Source organism: Staphylococcus arlettae (genome assembly GCF_025560845.1).
GTDB classification, from domain to species: domain Bacteria; phylum Bacillota; class Bacilli; order Staphylococcales; family Staphylococcaceae; genus Staphylococcus; species Staphylococcus arlettae.
The window spans coordinates 1,140,294-1,161,539 of record NZ_CP094803.1 but is presented as its reverse complement, the minus strand read 5'-3'; the positions used below and the strand labels follow the sequence as shown (position 1 = coordinate 1,161,539).

19 protein-coding genes are annotated in these 21,246 nt (G+C 33.1%); 8 read left to right on the top strand and 11 right to left on the bottom strand.

Annotated features, from left to right (window positions below; translation table 11 throughout):
• Nucleotides 1–38 precede the first annotated feature (38 nt).
• The 6 genes from MUA37_RS05640 to ezrA all read right to left on the bottom strand — a co-directional run bounded on the left by MUA37_RS05640 (nt 39) and on the right by ezrA (nt 6,911).
• Nucleotides 39–611: an RDD family protein gene (locus MUA37_RS05640; protein WP_002510228.1), complete on the bottom strand. Its 573-nt coding sequence runs from the start codon at nt 609–611 to the stop codon at nt 39–41.
• Nucleotides 612–624: 13 nt separating this feature from the next.
• Nucleotides 625–1,614: a signal peptide peptidase SppA gene (gene sppA / locus MUA37_RS05635; protein ID WP_021459794.1), complete on the bottom strand. Its 990-nt coding sequence runs from the start codon at nt 1,612–1,614 to the stop codon at nt 625–627.
• 161 nt (nt 1,615–1,775) lie between these two features.
• The gene (locus MUA37_RS05630; protein ID WP_021459795.1) at nt 1,776–2,549 is read right to left on the bottom strand and encodes a sulfite exporter TauE/SafE family protein; all 774 of its coding nucleotides are present in this window, start codon (nt 2,547–2,549) and stop codon (nt 1,776–1,778) included.
• A gap of 42 nt (nt 2,550–2,591) precedes the next feature.
• Nucleotides 2,592–3,815: a tRNA uracil 4-sulfurtransferase ThiI gene (gene thiI / locus MUA37_RS05625; RefSeq protein ID WP_002510225.1), complete on the bottom strand. Its 1,224-nt coding sequence runs from the start codon at nt 3,813–3,815 to the stop codon at nt 2,592–2,594.
• On the bottom strand, nt 3,812–4,948 hold the full coding sequence (locus tag MUA37_RS05620; protein ID WP_107399585.1) for a cysteine desulfurase family protein: 1,137 nt from the start codon (nt 4,946–4,948) through the stop codon (nt 3,812–3,814). Before MUA37_RS05620 ends, thiI begins: the two co-directional genes overlap by 4 nt.
• A 262-nt stretch (nt 4,949–5,210) precedes the next feature.
• Complete coding sequence (gene ezrA, locus MUA37_RS05615) at nt 5,211–6,911, bottom strand: septation ring formation regulator EzrA (RefSeq protein WP_262624889.1); 1,701 nt, start codon at nt 6,909–6,911, stop codon at nt 5,211–5,213.
• Between the two features lie 214 nt (nt 6,912–7,125).
• On the opposite strand from ezrA, the gene MUA37_RS05610 reads away from it, so the two are divergent.
• The 3 genes from MUA37_RS05610 (at nt 7,126) to MUA37_RS05600 (ending at nt 9,037) form a co-directional block, all read left to right on the top strand.
• Complete coding sequence (locus tag MUA37_RS05610) at nt 7,126–7,590, top strand: GAF domain-containing protein (RefSeq protein ID WP_002510222.1); 465 nt, start codon at nt 7,126–7,128, stop codon at nt 7,588–7,590.
• Between the two features lie 245 nt (nt 7,591–7,835).
• A complete protein-coding gene (gene rpsD / locus MUA37_RS05605) occupies nt 7,836–8,438 on the top strand; it encodes a 30S ribosomal protein S4 (RefSeq protein WP_002510221.1) in 603 nt (200 codons plus the stop codon).
• A gap of 101 nt (nt 8,439–8,539) precedes the next feature.
• Nucleotides 8,540–9,037, top strand: coding sequence for a GNAT family N-acetyltransferase (locus tag MUA37_RS05600; RefSeq protein WP_002510220.1), 498 nt, complete (start codon nt 8,540–8,542; stop codon nt 9,035–9,037).
• Between the two features lie 56 nt (nt 9,038–9,093).
• Here the strand turns inward: MUA37_RS05600 and MUA37_RS05595 are convergent, their stop codons facing one another.
• On the bottom strand, nt 9,094–9,831 hold the full coding sequence (locus tag MUA37_RS05595; RefSeq protein WP_021459798.1) for a glycerophosphodiester phosphodiesterase: 738 nt from the start codon (nt 9,829–9,831) through the stop codon (nt 9,094–9,096).
• Nucleotides 9,832–9,912: 81 nt separating this feature from the next.
• Between MUA37_RS05595 and MUA37_RS05590 the strand changes: the two genes are divergently transcribed.
• The 3 genes from MUA37_RS05590 to serA all read left to right on the top strand — a co-directional run bounded on the left by MUA37_RS05590 (nt 9,913) and on the right by serA (nt 13,289).
• Nucleotides 9,913–10,353 carry an SACOL1771 family peroxiredoxin gene (locus tag MUA37_RS05590; protein WP_021459799.1) on the top strand — a complete coding sequence of 147 codons (441 nt, stop codon included), beginning with the start codon at nt 9,913–9,915 and terminating at the stop codon, nt 10,351–10,353.
• Between the two features lie 166 nt (nt 10,354–10,519).
• Nucleotides 10,520–11,680 carry a pyridoxal-phosphate-dependent aminotransferase family protein gene (locus MUA37_RS05585; RefSeq protein WP_262624888.1) on the top strand — a complete coding sequence of 387 codons (1,161 nt, stop codon included), beginning with the start codon at nt 10,520–10,522 and terminating at the stop codon, nt 11,678–11,680.
• Nucleotides 11,673–13,289: a phosphoglycerate dehydrogenase gene (gene serA, locus MUA37_RS05580; RefSeq protein ID WP_002510216.1), complete on the top strand. Its 1,617-nt coding sequence runs from the start codon at nt 11,673–11,675 to the stop codon at nt 13,287–13,289. Before MUA37_RS05585 ends, serA begins: the two co-directional genes overlap by 8 nt.
• Before the next feature lie 336 nt (nt 13,290–13,625).
• Here the strand turns inward: serA and MUA37_RS05575 are convergent, their stop codons facing one another.
• The 3 genes from MUA37_RS05575 to MUA37_RS05565 all read right to left on the bottom strand — a co-directional run bounded on the left by MUA37_RS05575 (nt 13,626) and on the right by MUA37_RS05565 (nt 17,124).
• Nucleotides 13,626–14,747, bottom strand: a complete 1,122-nt coding sequence (locus MUA37_RS05575) for an HAD family hydrolase (RefSeq protein ID WP_262624887.1) — start codon at nt 14,745–14,747, stop codon at nt 13,626–13,628.
• A 108-nt stretch (nt 14,748–14,855) separates the two neighbouring features.
• On the bottom strand, nt 14,856–16,331 hold the full coding sequence (gene nagE / locus MUA37_RS05570; RefSeq protein ID WP_002510214.1) for an N-acetylglucosamine-specific PTS transporter subunit IIBC: 1,476 nt from the start codon (nt 16,329–16,331) through the stop codon (nt 14,856–14,858).
• Nucleotides 16,332–16,503: 172 nt separating this feature from the next.
• Entirely contained in the window at nt 16,504–17,124 is a 621-nt protein-coding gene (locus tag MUA37_RS05565) for a lysophospholipid acyltransferase family protein (protein WP_262624886.1), read from the bottom strand.
• A gap of 168 nt (nt 17,125–17,292) precedes the next feature.
• On the opposite strand from MUA37_RS05565, the gene MUA37_RS05560 reads away from it, so the two are divergent.
• On the top strand, nt 17,293–18,600 hold the full coding sequence (locus MUA37_RS05560; RefSeq protein ID WP_142019582.1) for a S1C family serine protease: 1,308 nt from the start codon (nt 17,293–17,295) through the stop codon (nt 18,598–18,600).
• A 76-nt stretch (nt 18,601–18,676) separates the two neighbouring features.
• Here MUA37_RS05560 and tyrS read toward each other — a convergent pair whose 3' ends face one another.
• Nucleotides 18,677–19,939, bottom strand: a complete 1,263-nt coding sequence (gene tyrS, locus MUA37_RS05555) for a tyrosine--tRNA ligase (RefSeq protein WP_002510211.1) — start codon at nt 19,937–19,939, stop codon at nt 18,677–18,679.
• A 357-nt stretch (nt 19,940–20,296) separates the two neighbouring features.
• Here tyrS and MUA37_RS05550 point away from each other — a divergent pair, with 357 nt between their 5' ends.
• Nucleotides 20,297–21,214 (top strand): biosynthetic peptidoglycan transglycosylase, encoded by a 918-nt coding sequence (locus tag MUA37_RS05550; protein WP_228070288.1) that lies wholly within the window; start codon nt 20,297–20,299, stop codon nt 21,212–21,214.
• Nucleotides 21,215–21,246: the final 32 nt, after the last annotated feature.

Below are 21,246 nucleotides of genomic sequence, written 5' to 3'. Positions count from 1 at the left end.
TAGAAATAAAATATTACATCTTAGCAAAATCACTATATTTACTTTTTGTAATATAAATATGCATATTTATTACGTATAACAACAGTATCTGCAAAGTAATCGTGTATTCCTTTATGCTTCACTGTGAACAAGGTAACTAAATAAGGTAAGTTACCGAAAGTACCACTAATGATGCGACCTATCCATTCACGAAATAGCACATCTTTCCATGTTAACGCTAATCTATCATCACGTTCTACCCGAATATTACAAATCATTTTACCCAACGTTTGTCTGAAGAATTTCGTCATTAATACAAAGTATAAATAAAATATTAAGGCGTCCAATAAATGAGCTACACTAAAATAATCAATCCATAATTTCTGTTTATCAATTTGTGTAAAGGCAAATATAGGTTTTAATAATAAACTATGAATACCAAATAAGATAAGTAAATCAATTATAAAGCTGACAAAACGTATGCCAAATCCCGCATATATCACCTTCATTATTTGTTTATGCACTAAATCATCAGTCATTGGTGTATTGTCATTGTTTTCATTATTCATAGTTGGGCGAGCTGTTGTTTCATCCTCATTATATTGTCTGTTGTAGTTTGAGTCGTCATTCATCATTACTTATCACCTACCCTTCATACAAGTACATTGGACGAGCATCTGTATTATTCGTAAATATAGCTTTAACATCTTCGAGTTGATTACTTAATTGTGATGCTGCTGTCTTAGCACTATATAAAGAACCAAAGACACCTGACTGTCCATTATATTTAAATACTTCTGCATCTTTAGCTTTGATATCCTTTTTCAATGCTTTAATCGTTTCATCTTCGTACGCTATGTCGTCAATCAAACCATTTTTTTCTGCTTGTTGTGCACTATATAAACGTCCATCTGCAAGTTTACGGACTTTCTCCTCTGACATGTTTCTACCGTCTTTTACTATATTGACAAAACGATCGAAACTATCATCTAACATGGATTGCATAATATCTTTCTCTTCGTCCGTCATCTCACGAGAACCACTCATAATATCTTTGTGTGCACCTGATTTAATAACATTTTCTTTAATGCCTAAATTCTCTTGTAACTCAGAATAATCAATATTAGACATTATAACACCTATAGATCCCGTCATCGTTTGAGGTCCAGCATATATTTTGTCAGCTGGTGCCGAGATATAGTAGCCCCCTGAAGCAGCCATACTTTCCATATGTACGTATACCTTTTTACCACTTTGCTTTAGTTGTTGAATTTTTTTATAAATTTCATCACTAGGATATGTGCCACCACCCGGTGTATTCACAGTTAATAATACACCTTTAACCGTATTATCCTCTTTTACTGAATCTAGCTCTTTTAAAAACAAATCATGATTATAGCCCTCTTCACCAGAAAACAGGCCACCACCTGAACCTTCCATAATTTGACCATTCAATGTTAAATGAGCAATACGTTTAGCACTATCACCTTCTGATTCTACTTCTTCAGACATTAAGTTCATGTCTGCTGAATCAGATACAAATGATCCAACTACAGCTGCTATTGAGCTCATCACAATACCGCCTATAACGATAACTGCTGCTAAAATTATCGCAACTATTCTTTTTTTGGACATCTTCCACACTCCATTCCATTTAAAATTTATTGCTATAAATACTTTCTTGTTATCAATACTATAATAAATAAAACACAAAAAATAGAGGTAGTGTTAAATTTACAGTATTTGCCAGATAGAATAATGTAAATTTATACTACAACCTCTATATTACTTGATTGTTATAAAATATTTTGAAAATAGTCATAAGCACTTTTCACAATTAAAATAGCAGTGACACTAACAAATAACACCTTAACATACCCAACACCTTTTTTAATCGCAAACATAGCACCAATATAAGAACCAACAATCATACTAGCTGCCATGATAAAACCATAAAAATAATCTACATGACCTAAGCTAATAAATAATACTAACGCACCTAAATTAGAACCAAAATTTAATACTTTAGCATTGCCAGCTGCGCTTAAAAAATCAAAACCAAACATCAATAATACAAATAGCATAAACGAGCCAGTTCCGCCACCTAAAAAGCCATCATAAAAACCGATTAAACTCATAAAGGCTGTAAATATAATCGCTTTCGGCACTGTTAATTTACTATACGTGCGTATACTACCCCAATCTTTTTTTATCAAAGTATAAATCATAACTATTGTTAAAACTACAATCACAATAGGCTTCAATAATTCAGCAGGCAAAAATGTAGCGAGGCTAGCGCCAATAATCGAAAAGATAAAAACAAATGGAAATAGCTTTGCAACTACTGCCAAATCTACTTTACCTGAACGCAAAAATCTAAAAGCACTTGTTGCTGAACCAAAAACACTCGCTAATTTATTCGTTCCTAAAGCAACAGCTGGAGGCATACCAATTGCTAATAAAGCTGGAATTGATATTAAACCTCCTCCCCCAACTACTGCGTCAATAAATGCCGCTAAAAATCCTAATAAAATAATTATCAGTATAAGTGATATATCCCATTCCACCATTGTTTTAACCCCTTTATATCTAGTCGTATTTCAGTGTATTATTTAAAACAATTCATCTGCTAATTCACTCGTAGCTTTATCTTTTTCACTTTGATAATCTTTAGTAATTGTCAACGTTTCAATATTATCAACAGCGCGATCTATCATATCAGTGAAATCATATGCACTTTCATAATTCACAACTTTTTCTAAATCCGGTTCGGTAATTGGATTTTTGGGTGTGAAAATAGTACAGCAATCTTCAAATGGTTGAATTGAAATATCAAATGTACCGATTGTTTTAGCTTTTGTTACAATTTCTTCTTTATCTAATGTTAATAATGGTCTTAGTATCGGAGTAGAAGTTACATGGTTGATAGCATACATACTTTTTAGCGTCTGACTTGCCACTTGTCCTAGATTTTCACCATTAACAATAGCATGCGCTCCAATTTTATGCGCTAATTTATCCCCAACTTGCATCATCATTCTACGTGTTGATGTCATTGTATAGCGTTCATTTACTACTTTATTTACTTGTTTTTGTAATTCCGTAAATGGCACGATATGCAATTTAATTGGACCAACATGTTGTGACAAAATACGCGTTAATTCAATAACTTTTTCTTTTGCTTTTTCACTCGTGAATGGTGGACTATGAAAATGAATAGCTTCGATAGTTACGCCACGGCGCATAACTTCCATTCCTGCAACAGGTGAATCAATCCCACCAGATAACATAAGTAGCGTTTTACCACCTGTTCCAACTGGCAAACCACCTGCACCATATATTGTACGATCATAAACATATACTGCATCTAATCGCACTTCTACTTTAATAACATGATCAGGATTTTTAACATTTACTACAACCTGTTCATTATTTTTAAGTACAGCTCCGCCTACTTCCTTTTGTAATTGATACGTATCATACGGAAATTGTTTATCCGAACGTTTTACGTCAATTTTAAATGTTTCACCGGCATTATAACTTTGGGCAAATTGAATCGCTTGCGCATTAATAGCTTCTATTGTTTTATCTATTTTCAGTACTGGACTTATTGAATGGATGCCAAACACATGGCTCAATCGTTCCATAATTTCTTCTATCTCAGCATTGTCATCTAATTCAATATACATTCTATCTCTATTTGCTTTGACTTTATAACCCTGTAACGGCATTAAGGCACGTTTCACATTACTGCGTAATTGACTTACAAATACTTTGCGGTTGGCACCCTTTAACGTTAACTCACCATACCTTACTAAAATATGATCGTATATCATTTTAACAACTCCTTAATTTCTTCATACACTTTTATAAATTGCGCTTTAAAATCTTCAATATCTTCAACTGTCGTATGACTGCCTAATGAAAGACGGATACTACCTTCAATCCGTTTTTCAGTTATTCCCATAGCTAATAATACTTCATTTAAGCTCGCTTTTTTGGACGAACATGCACTCGTCGTCGACAGCATAACATCATACTTGGAAAAGGCATTAACCAATACTTCTCCTTTAACTCCCGGGAAAGCAATATTAATTATGTGAGGAGAACTACCTTCCGGAGAATTCAAATAAACACCTTGAAACTCTTCTATAAATGAAATCAATTGTGTTTTTAATGTTTGTAGCATATTAAATGTCGATGCTTGATTTAATACAGCTGATTTCATTGCTTTTACTATGGCAATATTCGTTGGTAGATTGACTGTACCACTACGAATACCGAATTCTTGTCCGCCACCATACATTATTGGAGCGAGTTGATGTATATTTCTAACAAATAGTACTCCTTGGCCTTTCAAACCATTAAATTTATGACCACTCAGGCTCATACTATCTACTTGATTAAAATATAATGGTATTTTACCAATTGCTTGCACTGCATCAACATGAAAATGTGCCTTTGGATACTGTGACACTATTTCTGCAATTTCTGGGATGGGTTGTATTTGTCCCATGATATTATTTACGTGCATACATGTAACCAAACCAACCCTATCAGACATCATTGAAGCTAAATGGTTTACATCTACTTGCCCTTCAGCAGTAATGTTTACATACTTCACACAAAAACCTTCGTCTGCTAAAGCTCTGACAACTTCTAATACTGATGGATGTTCAAGTACTGAGGTAATAATTTCTGGAGCAAACGCTTTTTTCTTACGTGCAATACCTTGTAATGCAATATTATTTGATTCTGTCGCACCACTAGTAAACAACACTTCAAAAGCATTATTTAACTGCAATAACTCCTTTATTTCACGTTTCGTTTGTTGTAATAGTTGTTCTGCTTGTAATCCTGCTTTATGAGGACTATTAGGGTTAAAATATAAGCTTTGATTCACCTTCACAAATGTATCTAACACATCTTGGTTAGGTTTAGTAGTCGCCGCGTTATCTAGGTAAATCATTTTGACACTCCTTTAGTTTCCTTCATATTTCATATACATGTTAGATATATCAATGACTTAATTATTAATAGTGCATTTCGTATTATAATCTACTAAAGCATTATACTATTTTTTGACAAAAATGAAAGATGAGAGTAAGAATGACCTCAAATAATTTTAATTTGAGGTCATATCTCACTCTCACCTTAGTTCTATACAATATCAAATAGCATATTTTTTGGCGGTTTTACAACTAAATTGTTAGCTAATGTTTAACTAACGATTAAACACTTTCTTTAGTAACATTATCTTCAATTTGTTGTGTAATTCCCGGCTCAACACTTTCTAGTGCTTGCTCAGCAATTTCGATTGAGCGTTTATATCTATTGTTTTTAAATAAACGTTCTGCTTCATTTAAGCTTTTATCAACGTTAGAATAATCTTTTCTATAACGATTACCATATTGAATAAGTCTTTCTGCATATACTGCGTTTACGAGCACATCAGTAGCTTCATCTTCAAATTTGTTCATTTGTAATACTACTTTAGACACTTTGTCTTTCAAGTGTTTGACGTGAATTGGTCGTGATTCAAATTTATCATTTACTTCACGAACTTCATTGTCAATTTCATTTTTCATAATAATGAAGCGTTCTGGTACACTTGGCAAGTTGGAAGCTAATAATTTTCTATAAACTTCTTCTTTTTTGCTTTGTATACGAAGGATATTATCTTCTGCTTCCGCTTCATCTTCTCGTAGTTGAATTAAATGATTTTGTAGTTTCTCTTGTTTGTCATTAATAACAGTTACGTGTTCTTCAATATATTTCAAATTGTCTTCAACTTCACTATATCGAACTGCTGATTTTGAAGTTTCACGTAAAATATCATCATATACTGTAATTAAATTTTGGATTTCATTTTCAAATTGTCTTATGTTTTGAACATCACTTTCATTGATATAGTAGTTTTCACGCACATAATCAATTTCAGTTTGAATCGTATAGTTCATATCTTTCGCTCTGAATAAATTATCAGTAATCGTTTCTTTTGTTTCTTCAACTGTATTTTTTGCTTTCACTTCATGTTCAATCAAATCATACATTTCATCTAAACGATCGTTAATACTGATTAATTTTTCATTAGCTTCATCTAGCTCTAAACGACTAATCATTGGCTCAACAAAACTTAATTCCGTTTTCAACGTTTGTAAAGAACTATCGATTTTAACATGATCTAAATCATAACCTTCAACTTTTAAATCTCTACAACCATATTTCAAATCTTGGAATTGTCCCGGTAATTCTTTTTGTGCTTCACGAATTAAATCAGGAATTTCTGACATATCCTTTTTCAAGAAGTTCATATCTTCATGTAATGTATTGATATGTTGATATGCTTGGTTATAATTACCTTCTTCTTTCATCGTCTCATACGTTTGCATTTCAGGTTCAAACGACTCGATTTCATTTTCTAAAGGTGTTGCAGCCTCGCCAAATTGATGTCTATTCGCAAGTACATCTCGATTCATTTCACGATAATCATTCTTGCATTCTTCATACAATTTATCACTTTTCTTATGTATGTTTACAATTTCATCTACTTGCGTATTAGTTTTTTCATAATTTTGCTCATATTGATCCATTAACTCATGTGCCTCATCAATTTCTGATTGAGCTTGAGCAAATTTAAATTTGCCAAGTAAGCCTTCAGCATTATGAATTTTCTCATCTACTGGTGCGAGGTATTGGTTATTACTTTGTTGTGATGATGCCTTTAAGTCGTCATATGTACTTTTTGTTTCACCTGTTAATTTTAAATCTGATAGTTTTGATAAACTCTCATTATAAGGTAATTGCTCTACTTTTAATTTTCGTTCTTCAGCTTTTTCAATGATGTGGCTTTTATTTGAACGCATATAGAATAATACACCGATTATTATCAGTATAATGACAATAATTGCTAAAATAATATATAGTGCCATATATTTTCTCCTCCTATTTTATCATTTCAATTATAACGTAATTTGGTTTGACATTAAAATAGAAATCAGTTAAATTTGCAGATTAATTTTACATTTTTCAACTTACCTACCAAAAAACACATTATTCCAAGTTCAAGCACTTGAATCTTTTAATTACTTACTATACCATTTGTCATTATATTATTCACAATATTTGAAGCGAGGTTTATAAAATATGGTAGAAATAAAACAAACAAATTACAATATGGCTCAAAAACAACTTAAATCGTTAATTGAAGATGAGCATAACTTAATTGCTATCTTAAGCAATGCCTCTGCATTAATCAATGATAATTTAGATCAAGTCAATTGGGTAGGTTTTTACTTAATGGAGCAAGGTGAATTGATTTTAGGACCATTTCAAGGCCATCCGGCATGTGTACATATAGCGGTTGGAAGTGGTGTTTGTGGTACAGCCGTTGCTGAAAATCAAACACAAGTAGTAGCAGATGTAAATGCCTTCCCAGGTCATATTGCCTGTGATGCAAACAGTAAATCTGAAATCGTTGTACCTATACATCAAAACGGGAAAGTTATTGGTGTGCTTGATATAGATGCACCAATTCATAATCGTTTTACTGCTGATGATAAAATCGGACTTGAAGAAATGGTTAAAATTATAGAAGAACAACTAAACTAATCAATTACTTTCAATTTCTGAGAAGAAAGTATTGACACTTCGTAATATGATGTTACAATGAACTTTGTGTGAATAAACGAAAGTAGCAGTTACATATTAGTTGGCTCTATGTTATTCCCAACGAGGACGTGTCGCGTAACCAGCGCTATGAGGTGAAGACACATAAAATAATATATCCAAATAAGCATGTAACACTCTTTTTTGTTTTTTCATAACTACAAAAAAGAAAAAGGAGGAGTCTTATTATGGCTCGATTCAGAGGTTCAAACTGGAAAAAATCTCGTCGTTTAGGTATCTCTTTAAGTGGTACTGGTAAAGAATTAGAAAAACGTCCTTACGCACCAGGACAACATGGTCCTAACCAACGTAAAAAATTATCAGAATATGGTTTACAATTACGTGAGAAACAAAAATTACGTTACTTATATGGCATGACTGAAAGACAATTCCGTAATACTTTCGAAATTGCTGGTAACCAACACGGTGTACACGGTGAAAACTTCATGCAATTATTAGCAGCTCGTTTAGATGCTGTTGTTTATAGCTTAGGTTTAGCTCGTACTCGTCGTCAAGCACGTCAATTAGTTAACCACGGTCACGTTGAAGTAGATGGCAAACGTGTTGACATCCCTTCATACACTTTAAAACCTGGTCAAGAAATTTCAATTCGTGAAAAATCTCAAAAATTAGATATTATCGCTGAATCTGTAGAAATTAATAACTTCGTACCAGATTATTTAGAATTCGACGCTGATAACTTACAAGGTAAATTTGTTCGTATCCCTGAGCGTAGTGAATTACCAGCTGAAATCAATGAACAACTTATCGTTGAGTACTACTCAAGATAATAGCTTTATTGTTACTAAACCAAGAAGATCTCTTAGTAGACTTCTTGGTTTTTTTTACTTTATTTCCAATTTTATATAAAATATAGGAAAGGAGTGGGAAAATGATTATCCGAGCATTAGAAGCTACTGATTTAAAATTTGTCCATCATTTAAACAATGAATATTCTATTATGTCTTATTGGTTTGAAGAACCCTATCAATCTTTAAGTGAATTACAATCTTTGTATCAAAAACATATTTTAGATGAATCCGAACGTCGTTTCATTATCGAAGAAGATTCTAAACGCATCGGGGTTGTCGAACTTGTAGAAATTAACTTTATACATCGTACATGCGAGATTCAAATCATAGTAGATCCACAATACAATGGTAAAGGTTATGCAAAATCCGCGTTTAAGATGGCTATTGATTATGCATTTTTAGTATTAAACTTAAACAAAATATATTTATTCGTTGATACTACCAATGATAAAGCGGTACATATCTATAGCAGTCAAAATTTTGAAATTGAAGGTACTTTAAAAGAACATTTTTATACTCGCGGTCAATATAGTGACTGTTACGTTATGGGGTTACTTAAACGAAATTGGTTACACTAGAATAATAATGATGTAACTAACATTAATATCACAAAAATATGCTATTCAATATCAAATTACTCGATATTGAATAGCATATTTGGTGCGTCAGAAATAATACCGTCAACACCTGCAGTTAATAGTTGGTCTTTAGTTGTTAAGTCATTCACAGTGTATGGAGCAACTAAAAGCTTATGTGCTTGTGCTTGTTGCACAAATTCTGCAGTTGCCAACTTAAAGTCTGGGTTTGCAAAAGTAGCATATTCGGCCAGTGCCTTGAAGTCAGGTTTTTGATACCAGTATCTTTTTCTGCTTAACAACACACCTAATTGATGTCCTATTGTAAGTGAGGCAATATACTTCATACTTTTTTTATCGAAAGACTGAATTACTACATCTTCTGTAGCTATTTTGTGTTCTGTTAACATTGATATTAACAAATCCTCTATGCCGGGATATTGTTTAGGCTTTTTCACTTCAATAAGTAACTTTTGATTATATTGCACAACCATATCTAAAACTTCCGTCAACGTTGGAATAGTTAAACCTGCAAATTCCTCACCTTTCCAACTTCCAAAATCATACTTTTTTAATTCCGCTAATGTATAATCTTGTATTCGACCACTACCATTAGAAGTACGATCAATTGTATCATCATGGATCACAACCAACTCATTGTCTTTCGTTTTATGTACATCTATTTCTAAAAAATCGATATTTAATTGCAACGCTGCTTCAATGCCTTTTAAAGTGTTTTCAGGATAAGTTGCCGCCAAACCACGATGGGCAATTACTAAACATTCATTAGAACCCATGTTTCAAGTCACTCCTCTTTCTTTCTATTCATTTATCGCCTACACTAAAAATATCATATCTTTTATGGAGGTAACATCAATATGGTTAAACATGATTTTAAAGTCACTACTACTTGGGAAGGCGGAAGAGAATCAGTTGGTAATACTGAGGGAGATGTCATCAATGCCCCTATCTCTATTCCAGCTGGATTAGGTGGTAATGGTACAGGTACTAATCCTGACGAATTACTAGTTTCTGCAGCTTCATCTTGTTATATCATTTCTTTGGCTGCTGTATTAGAACGTTCCGGTTTTCATCAAATCGCCATAACTCAAGAATCAATAGGCACTGCCATTTTCGATCAAGGAAAATTCAAAATGGATACAATTACACATTATCCTATTATTGATATTGATGATTCAGAAAAAGAAATGTTGAACAACAAATTATCGAAATTACTAAAGATTGCAGACAATAATTGTATGATTTCAAACTCAATACGAGGGAACGTTGCTGTGAAAATAGAATGTTCCGTCAAATAAAATAAAAAAATATTTTTAATTTCACAAACGTGTAAACCATCACAATGTAACCCCTTTCAAAGCCTCTTTTTTAGGGGTTCTTTTCTATTAATGTTCACTTTTGCACTTTTATATTGTCTGAAAATTTGCTAAACTTGAAAAATCTTGAGTATTGGGGGAATTTGAAATGAAACAATATCATCCATTGTTACTAACACCAGGTCCTACACCTGTACCTGATGAAATACTACATGCAACACAAGAACCAATGGTCGGTCACCGATCAAGCGATTTCGAAGCAATTGCACAAGAAGCATTTCAAGCAATCAAACCTGTTTTTGGCACAGAGAACGAAGTGATGATTTTAACATCAAGCGGAACGAGTTCATTAGAGGCAAGTATGTTAAATATTGCTAATCCTGATGATCACATCGTTATTATTGTTTCTGGTGCATTTGGCAACCGCTTTAAACAAATTGCCGAAACATATTACCAAAACGTACATATCTTTGATGTTGAATGGGGACAAGCTGTTGATGTTCCTGCATTCATCGATTTCATAACAGAACTAAACGTCGATATTACTGCTGTTTATTGTCAATACTGTGAAACATCTACCGCGGTATTACATCCAGTCCGTGAACTGGGCGCAGCACTTAAATCATTTGACGAGAACATTTATTACATTGTTGATGGTGTCAGTTGTATTGGTGCTGTTGATGCTAATATTGCTCGTGACAATATCGACGTCTTAATATCAGGTAGTCAAAAAGCCATAATGTTACCTCCGGGACTAGCATTTGTTGCATATAATAACAGAGCAAAACAACGATTCAGTGAAGTGACAACACCTAGATTTTATTTAGACTTTAATAAGTATTTGAATTCTTTGGCCGACAACTCCACACCTTTCACACCTAATGTTGCATTATTCAGAGGCGTTAACGCATATGCACAACTTGTTGAACAAGAAGGCTTTGATAATGTAATTGCTCGTCATTATGGCATTAGAGACGGTTTAAGAAGTGCGCTTAAGGCATTAGATTTAGACTTACTAGTAGAAGATCAATATGCTTCCCCTACTGTCACAGCTTTTGTACCACAAGGCAAAGATGAATTAGCATATATTAAAAATGAATTGAAATCTCGTTTCTCAATTACTATTGCAGGCGGACAAGGCCATTTAAAAGGACAAATATTACGTATCGGTCACATGGGTAAAATTTCACCTTTCGATATTTTACAAGTTGTCTCTGCATTAGAAATTATCATTTCTGAATATAGAAATACATCATTAATTGGTAAAGCATTAACACAATATATGGAGGTAGTAAAAGCATATGTATAAAATTTTAGTATCTGATCCAATCTCACCAGAAGGTTTAGCTAGTTTACATGAACACTCTAATTTTGATTTAACTACTGCAACAGATTTAACTGAAGCACAGTTAATAGATGAAATTGGAAATTATGAAGCTTTAATTGTACGTAGTCAGACTCAAGTCAATGCACAAGTAATTGAAGCTGCCAAAAATTTAAAAGTTATTGCACGTGCAGGTGTCGGTGTAGATAACATAGATATTGATGCTGCAACAAAAAATGGGATTATTGTAATCAATGCTCCTGATGGTAATACTATCTCAGCTACTGAACATTCCATGGCAATGATTTTATCAATGGCTAGAAATATCCCTCAAGCTCATAAATCATTGCAAGAAGGTAAATGGGATCGTAAAGCGTATCGCGGTACAGAATTATACACAAAAACTTTAGGTGTTATAGGTGCTGGTAGAATAGGAATAGGTGTGGCCAAACGTGCTCAAAGCTTTGGTATGAAAATTTTAGCTTTTGATCCATACTTATCTGAAGAAAAAGCTAAAGAGTTAGAAGTTACGCGTGCTTCTGTTGATGAAATAGCCGAACAAGCCGATTTTGTTACGGTGCATACTCCACTTACGCCTAAAACAAAAGGTATCGTTGGTAAAGCATTCTTTGATAAAGCTAAGCCGAATTTACAAATTATCAATGTTGCTCGTGGTGGTATCATTGATGAAGCAGCTTTATTAGATGCACTAAATAATGATCAAATTCAAAGTGCAGCACTAGACGTATTTGAAACAGAACCTGCTACAGAGTCACCTTTCGCAAATCATGATAAAGTTATTGTTACACCTCATTTAGGTGCTTCAACAGTCGAAGCGCAAGAAAAAGTTGCAGTATCAGTAGCTAATGAAATTATTGATATTTTTGAAAATGGTAATGTCTTACATGCTGTAAATGCACCACGCATGACATTTGATGAAACACATGAAGAAGTAAAACCATTTATTGAATTAAGTAAATTAACTGGAGAAGTTGGTATTCAATTATTAGATAAAGCTCCACGTGAATTACACATTAAATATGAAGGTGATATAGCTTTAGATGATACTAGTTTAATCACGCGTACTTTAGTAAGTTCAGTATTAAGTCAAGACTTAGCAGAACGTGTTAACTTAATCAATGCTCTTGTTTTATTAAATGAACAAGGTGTCTCATATAATATAGAAAAAAATACCAAACGTCATGGCTTTAGTAACTATATAGAATTAACTTTAACTAATAATGATACTCAAATAAAAATTGGTGCCACAGTGTTAAATGGTTATGGCCCACGCATAGTTAGAATTAACGACTATCCTGTCGACTTTAAACCTGAAAAAAATCAATTAATTGTTAATCACACAGACCGTCCAGGTATTGTCGGTAAAACTGGTCAAATTCTAGGTGAATATGGCATAAATATTGCTTCAATGCATTTAGGCCGTACAAACCAAGGTGGAAATGCTTTAATGATTTTATCAGTAGACCATCCAGTCAATGAAGAAATAATTAATGATTTATACCAAATTGAAGGATTTAATTTAATCCGTAATGTACAATTAGATTTGCAACACAGCACTAATTATTCTATTTAATCATTATATTTCGGTAATCAAAAAACTATTTAAATAAGTTATTCCACTAAAAAGACTGTGACATAAATACGCATTCTCAAAATAAGAGGACTAATCCTTAATCTGGATTGGTCCTCTTTATATTTGAATGCTAAAGATTTAGACTTTGCATACTTGTCTGATGTATAGTTCCAGACTGTAGACCCTTACATTTACTATTCCCCTGGGCGACAGCACATTACAAAATCAGTATACTTTTGAAAGTAAAATAAGACCCTTCATATAATTAATGAAGGGTCATTTTTCTTGAGTTTATATTCACACTATCACTATAAAGTTCGTACTTATATTTACACTTTATAATAAAATATTTCTAACTTCACCTACATGGTTAATAATATAATCCGCTTCATAAGCTTCTAACTCTTCACGTGCATTTTGGCCTTTCAACCCTGTAAGTGGCCCAATAAATGTCGCGCCAATTTTTTTAGCACTCAGTAAATCTGCCAAGGAATCCCCTACTATATAAACATCATCTTTATTTACGCGATTCTCTTGATTAGAAGCATAATGTTGATATTTAGATTGATCGTTACCTTCTAGTGTTGCTAAATAACTAAATGGATTGGGTTTACCTAATGGTTTTAATTCTGGATATAAATCTTCTGCGATTAGTACTTCACTCGCAGTTACAATATGTTCATCATCAAATAATTCCTTTATGTGAATTGTTTCAAAGGGAACGATAGTTTCAGTGCGTGGACGTCCTGTAGCAATTGCAATTTGATAGCCCGCCGTTTTTAAATCCTCTAATAATGTTTTAATCTCATCGAGAGGGCGTAAAACGACTTCATTATAAATATACCCTTGCTTGTAGTCCGTACGATTAGTTTTTTGTTCAACTTCAGCAAATAACTTATAACCGAGATACCATTCTTGATAGACTTCTTGTGCTAATGTCCAAAACGCACTTTTTAATTCAAATAAAGCAGTTTTAGACGTATGTAAAGTAGTAGCAGCATGTTCTATTAATGCTTGATAAATAAAATCTTTTCCTGGTTGCACTTTATCTAAAAATGCGAGTGGTGCTGAATAATCTAGTGTGACGTCAGAAACAGCAGAACCAATACTTTGTAATGTAGTTTGGTTAAATTTTTGGTCATCTAGAACTTCTGCTAATTGTATACTTGTTAACTGTTTGCAGACATCAATAAAATGTAATGCAGTTACAACAAAAAGCATATCCCAATTTGAATTAAGTCCTAATGATTTCAACTTTTCTAGAATCTTGTCGTTATCAAATATTTCACTTCTTATGTCTTGAATATCATCGTCAGTTAATGTCTTAAAATCAACTGATGGATCAAGACCTAAAAACGCGTCACCCATTAATATTTCATATACAGTTAACGCTGAAACATCAAAGCACCTTTCTTCACTTAGAAAGACGCCATCAACATCAAACAATACTGATTTCATCTTACTCACTCTCCTAATTCAGAAAATTCTGATACCACACAATTTTACTATTTTATACATAGAAGAGCAAATGAATTTAATCATTTGCTCTTCTTTATATTATGCTATTTATTGTTCCATCTTCATTTCAATTTCATCTGCGACTTGCTGCACATGAGTACCGATAATGACTTGTACATTATGCTTTCCACTTTTTGTAACACCTACTGCACCTGCAGCTTTAATTTTAGATTCATCAAGTACATCATTATCATTTAGTTCCATACGTAAACGTGTTGCACAGTTTGTTAAAGAAGTAATATTTTCTTTACCACCAAGTCCTTCAATTATTTGTATAGCTGTTTGACTATATTTACGGTCATTTGAGTTTGTGTTTTCATCTGCTTGCTTTGCATCTGTTTCACTCGTTGGATCTGCTAAAAGATTATCTCCTCTACCAGGTGTATTAAGTTTCAATACTTTAATTGCTACTCTAAAGACAACATAATAAATAACAAAAAATACAATACCTTGTACTAACAACATCCATGGTTGATTAGCATTCGGATTAATTAACGATAAAACATAGTCTATTAATCCTGCACTAAAGGTGAAGCCGGCAGTCCATTGGAATAATGCTGCAATAAATAATGACAGTCCTGTTAAAAAGGCATGTATAACAAATAATATCGGAGCAACAAACATAAATGAAAATTCAATTGGTTCTGTCACACCTACAAAAAACGCTGATATGGCCCCTGCGAACATCAAGCCATACACACGCTTTTTCTGCTTACTTTCAGCAGTATGGTACATAGCTAATGCAGCGGCAGGCACACCGAACATCATAACTGGGAAGAAACCAGCCATATATCGTCCTGTTTCACCTTTTACTGCACCTTCACCCGTTTGGAACTTAGCCATATCATTGATACCTGCTAGATCAAACCAAAATACTGAATTTAAAGCATGATGTAGTCCTGTAGGTATTAATAATCTATTAAAGAAGCCGTAAATAAATGCACCAGTAGGACCAAAGCCCATAATCCACATACCAAATGCTACGATTGCATTATAAATATATGGCCATGCAAACAACAACACTACAGCTAAAATAATACTAAAGAAAGCTGTCATAATTGGCACCAAACGTTTACCACTAAAGAACGATAAAGCTGTAGGTAATTCTGTTTGGCTAAATTTATTATAAGCATATGCTGCAACTAGTCCTACAATTAATCCTATAAAAACATTCGCATTATTCATTTGCTCAAACGCTTTATCAACGCCCGTTTCTTTAACACCTAATAATGGTGCCAATTTGGCAGGACTTAATACGACTGTCGTTAAAAAGAAACCTACGACAGCTGCTAAAGCTACTGCTCCATCATTTTTCTTAGCCATTCCTAATGCTACACCGACCGCAAATAAAATACCCAATTGTTCAAGTATCGTCGACCCTGCATTCGTAAAAAATGTGGCAACATGTGGTAAGATGCCAATTGCCGCTAGCGCATTCCCTATACCTGTTATTATTGCAGCTGCCGGTAACACAGCAACAGGTAACATTAACGACCTACCTAAACGCTGGAAGAAATTGTACATAAAATCCCCTCATTCCTCTATAATTATCTTTTCCCCAAAAAAGACCACGTGTACAAATTTAACACGTGGTCATGATGCATTTAATACATAATTGTACATTTTCATAATAACACAATTAAATTCAAAATCGCACCATCTTCATAATTTTAATTTTATTAATGAAAATTATAACTTACTTTTGGTTTACATATTCATTTAATTTATTTTGTAATTGTCTTGTTCTATTTTCTAATTCTTTTGTTAAATATTCTAATTTTTCATTACGTTTCATTGATTTAGGTAAATTTTTCGTTTCAATAGGTTCACCAAATTTAATATATGCTGTATCCGTAATCAGCCCTTTAATTTCTTTAGGTCCAACATAGGCAGCTGGTAAAATAGGTGCTCCACCCATCATAGCAATTGTCACTGCACCTCGCTTTAAGGGAGCGTCTTCAGTAAACTCGGCACGTTGGCCTGTTGGAAAAATACCTACTGTTTTATTTTCTTTTAATAGTTTAATCGGTCGTTTTAACGTACTTGGTCCTGGATTTTCTCTATCTACAGGAAATGCATTTAGTGATTTTAAAAACTTTCCAAACCATTTATTTATAAATAATTCTTTTTTTGCCATATAATGAATTTGATTTGGGTAAATAGACATACCTAACATAATTACTTCATTATAGCTTTCATGCGTACAAGTGACTACATATCTATGTAATTGTGGTATATGTTCTTTACCTTGTACAACAAGTGATTTACTAACTTTTACTATAATCCAATATAAAATTGAACTAATAAATTTATACATGCTTTCACCTACTCTTTTTGCCTTATACTTCCTTATAGATTCTATCACTTAGTTATGTTTCAAACAAGAAAATATCTAAATCAGTCTAAAGTACGATAGCAATATACTAGAAAAAAAGCGATAAACCTTTCATAATATAGTTATAGTGTATGATTCAGGAGGTAAAATATGTCAGATTTTTATAACAGTCATGAGCAAAATAATAATAATCAAACTAATTCATCAGCAGAACATAATAACTATAATTATCAACAAATACAGCCAAGAAAACCAAAATTCCCATGGTTCAAAACAATTATAGTAGCATTAATCGCTGGTGTTTTAGGCGCTTTATTAGTCCTTGGTATTGGAAAGATTTTTAATGGGACAATTACTAATCATGATGGTGCAACTGTAGAAGAAACATCTAACAGTAAAGGTGGCAATACCTTAGATGGTAAAAGCGATAAATATAATTCTGTTAATCAAATGATTAATAATGTGTCGCCAGCAATCGTAGGTGTAATCAATATGCAGAAAGCACAAAACCTCAATGATTTGTTACAAGGTAAATCATCTAAATCACAAGAAGCTGGTGTAGGTTCTGGGGTTATTTATCAAAAAAGTAATGGTTCTGCATATATAGTAACTAATAATCACGTTATTGATGGTGCCAGTGATATCAAAGTCCAACTACATAATTCCAAACAAGTTAATGCGAAATTAGTAGGTAAAGATGCACTTACAGATATCGCAGTGTTAAAAATCAATGACACTGAAGGCACAAAAGCAATAAAATTCGCTAATTCCTCAAAAGTAAAAACAGGTGATAGTGTATTCGCAATGGGTAACCCACTTGGCCTAGAATTTGCTAATTCGGTTACGTCAGGTATCATTTCTGCAAGCGAACGCACAATTGATACACAAACTTCTGCTGGTAATAACAAAGTAAATGTACTACAAACAGACGCCGCTATTAATCCAGGTAATTCAGGTGGTGCCTTAGTCGATATCAACGGTAATCTTGTAGGAATTAACTCAATGAAGATTGCTAGCGAACAAGTTGAAGGTATTGGCTTTGCTATACCAAGTAATGAAGTCAAAGTAACAATTAAAGAGTTAGTCGAAAAAGGAGAAGTTGAACGCCCATCAATTGGTATTGGCTTGCTCAATTTAAGTGATATTCCAGAAGAATACAAAAAAGAATTAGAAACCAATCGTAAAGATGGTGTCTATGTTGCAAAAGTCGATGGAGATAACGGTCTAAAAGAAGGCGATATTATTACTAAAATCGATGATCAAGACGTCAAAGAAGATACTGATTTAAAATCTTACTTATATCAACATAAAAAACCTGGAGACGAAGTAACAATTACCATCGAACGTAAAGGTAAGACACAAACTGTAGATATTACATTAAAAGAACTTAACACTTCTAAAGATTCTTCAAAAGAGTCCAATTCAAGTCAAAGTGACGACAGTAGTTTAATGCCATAAATATAAACAGGCTCAAACCTATATATAGGTTTGAGCCTTATTTAATGTCTATAAAATAATATGTTAGAGAGAAATTTTATTTGTAATTTACCATAAAGTATTTCTTTTTGCCTCGACGAATAATAGTGAATTCATTATCAATTTTATCTGCTGCTGTAAATGTATATCCTACATCTTGTTGACGTTCCCCATTTATATAAATGGCACCATTCGTAACATCTTCACGAGCTTGACGTTTTGAAGATGAAATACCACTTTCTACAATAGCTTCTACGATATTTGTTGTATCATGGCTCAATGTTACTTGTGGCACATCTTTAAAGCCTTCTTTTAATTCTTGTGATGATAAAGCTTTTAAATCGCCACTGAATAATGCTTGTGAAATACGAATGGCATCATTTAATGCATCTTCACCGTGAATAAATGCTGTCACATTTTCAGCTAAGGCTTTTTGTGCTTCTCTTAAATGCGGTGCTTCTTGCAATGATTGCTCCAGACGTTCGATTTCAGAGTGCTCTAAAAATGTAAAGTATTTTAAGAACTTAATGACATCATCATCTGAAGTATTGATCCAAAATTGGTAAAACTCGTAAGGACTTGTTTTAGCTGAGTCTAACCAAATAGCTCCTCCTTCAGATTTACCAAACTTTTTACCATCAGATTTAACAACTAATGGAATTGTTAAACCATATGCTTCTGTTTGACCATACATACGTCTCATTAATTCGATACCACTAGTTATATTGCCCCATTGATCAGATCCCCCTACTTGCACTTTACAGTTGTAAGTTTGATTTAAATGACCAAAATCAATGGCTTGTAATATAGTATATGTGAATTCGGTAAATGATATACCATTTTCTAAGCGTGATTGAATTGAATCTTTTGCTAACATATAATTGACGCCGACATGTTTACCGTAGTCTCTTAAAAAGTCGATTAAAGAAATCTTTCCTAACCAATCTTTGTTATTTACGAGTTGCGCACCTTTTTCTGTCTCAAATTCAAATAATTTGTGCATTTGTTGTGCAATGCCAGCAACGTTTTGCTCCACCTGTTCTTCTGTTTGTAAAACACGTTCTTCGGATTTACCTGACGGGTCTCCAATCATTCCAGTACCACCACCAAGTAAAACTATTGGTCGATGACCATGATTTTGGAAACGGCGTAACGTTAAAAATGGTAATAAATGACCAATGTGTAGACTATCAGCCGTTGGGTCAGCGCCACAATATAATGATACTTGCTCTTTATTTAATAACGCTTCTAAATTTGATTCATCAGTCTGTTGGTATATTAGACCTCGCCATTGTAAATCTTCAATTAATGCATTTGCCATGATAAACCCTCCTATTAATATCTTATTATTTTTGAATTAAGTTTTATAACCAAAAAAATACGCCCTTACGAAATGTAAGGGCGCATATGCACGGTACCACCAAACTTTAAGTCCATCAACTTTATTAATGATACGTTCATTAACTCAAACGTTGGATTATGTTTGTAAACAAGCAAGGTGTATTCACTCAATAACAAACGATAGTTCACAGCGACCACTATCTCTCTGAAGATTATTAATCAGCTACTTCTCCTTTAATCCAAAAATAATATCGAATTGAATCTTATTATAAGTAACTCAATTTTAAAAGTCAATAATATTCTATGTTATAATGTATACAATATAAGGAGGTAGCTAATGAAACAGAGTCACATAGATCATAAAGTAAATACACATAATGATCATGTTCATAAAATGGAACAGTTCGAAAAACTTTATAAAAAACTCAAGTATTTGTTTATAGGTACTTTTATTATCATGGCTTCAATTTCAATCATTTTATTAGCTGCCTCAGTCATTTATTTTGATCATATTACCAAAGAAGCATCACATATGACGGACCATGAATTAAAAACACAATTACTTGATTTTCCTGGTAGTGAAGCACTAGATTTTAAGAATGATTCTGTGTTAGCTGCATATAATAATACAACTAATACTTTGATCGTTGGCCCAGCTCATGTCAATGAAAATGTCATTAAAGCATTAACATCATCAGAAGATAGTTTATATTTTAAACATAATGGTATTTTACCTAAAGCATTATTACGTGCGGTGGGTCAAGATATTTTCAATACAGAAATATCATCTGGTGGAAGTACCATTACCCAACAATTAGTAAAAAATCAAATCTTATCCAATCAAAAAACTTACAATAGAAAAGCGAATGAGTTAGTACTGGCAATGCGCACAGAACAACTATTAAGTAAACAAGAAATCTTGTATACCTATCTTAATATCGTTCCATTTGGCAGAGATAGCCACGGTGCTAATATAACTGGTATAGCGTCTGCGTCTTTTAGTTTATTTGGTAAATCTTCAAATAATTTAACTGTGGCAGAATCAGCTTACATTGTAGGTTTGTTACAAAGTCCATACTTATACACTCCCTATCAAGAAAATGGCCAGTTAAAGTCGAATGACGAATTACAGATAGGTTTAGATCGTCAACACTATGTGTTAAAACGAATGCTTGTTGAAGACAAAATTTCAAAAGCAACGTTTAATAAAGCAGAACAAGAGAATTTAAAACAGAAATTACAAAGCTGTGAATAAGAATTAAAGTAAAAGGTAGAACTGAACCTACA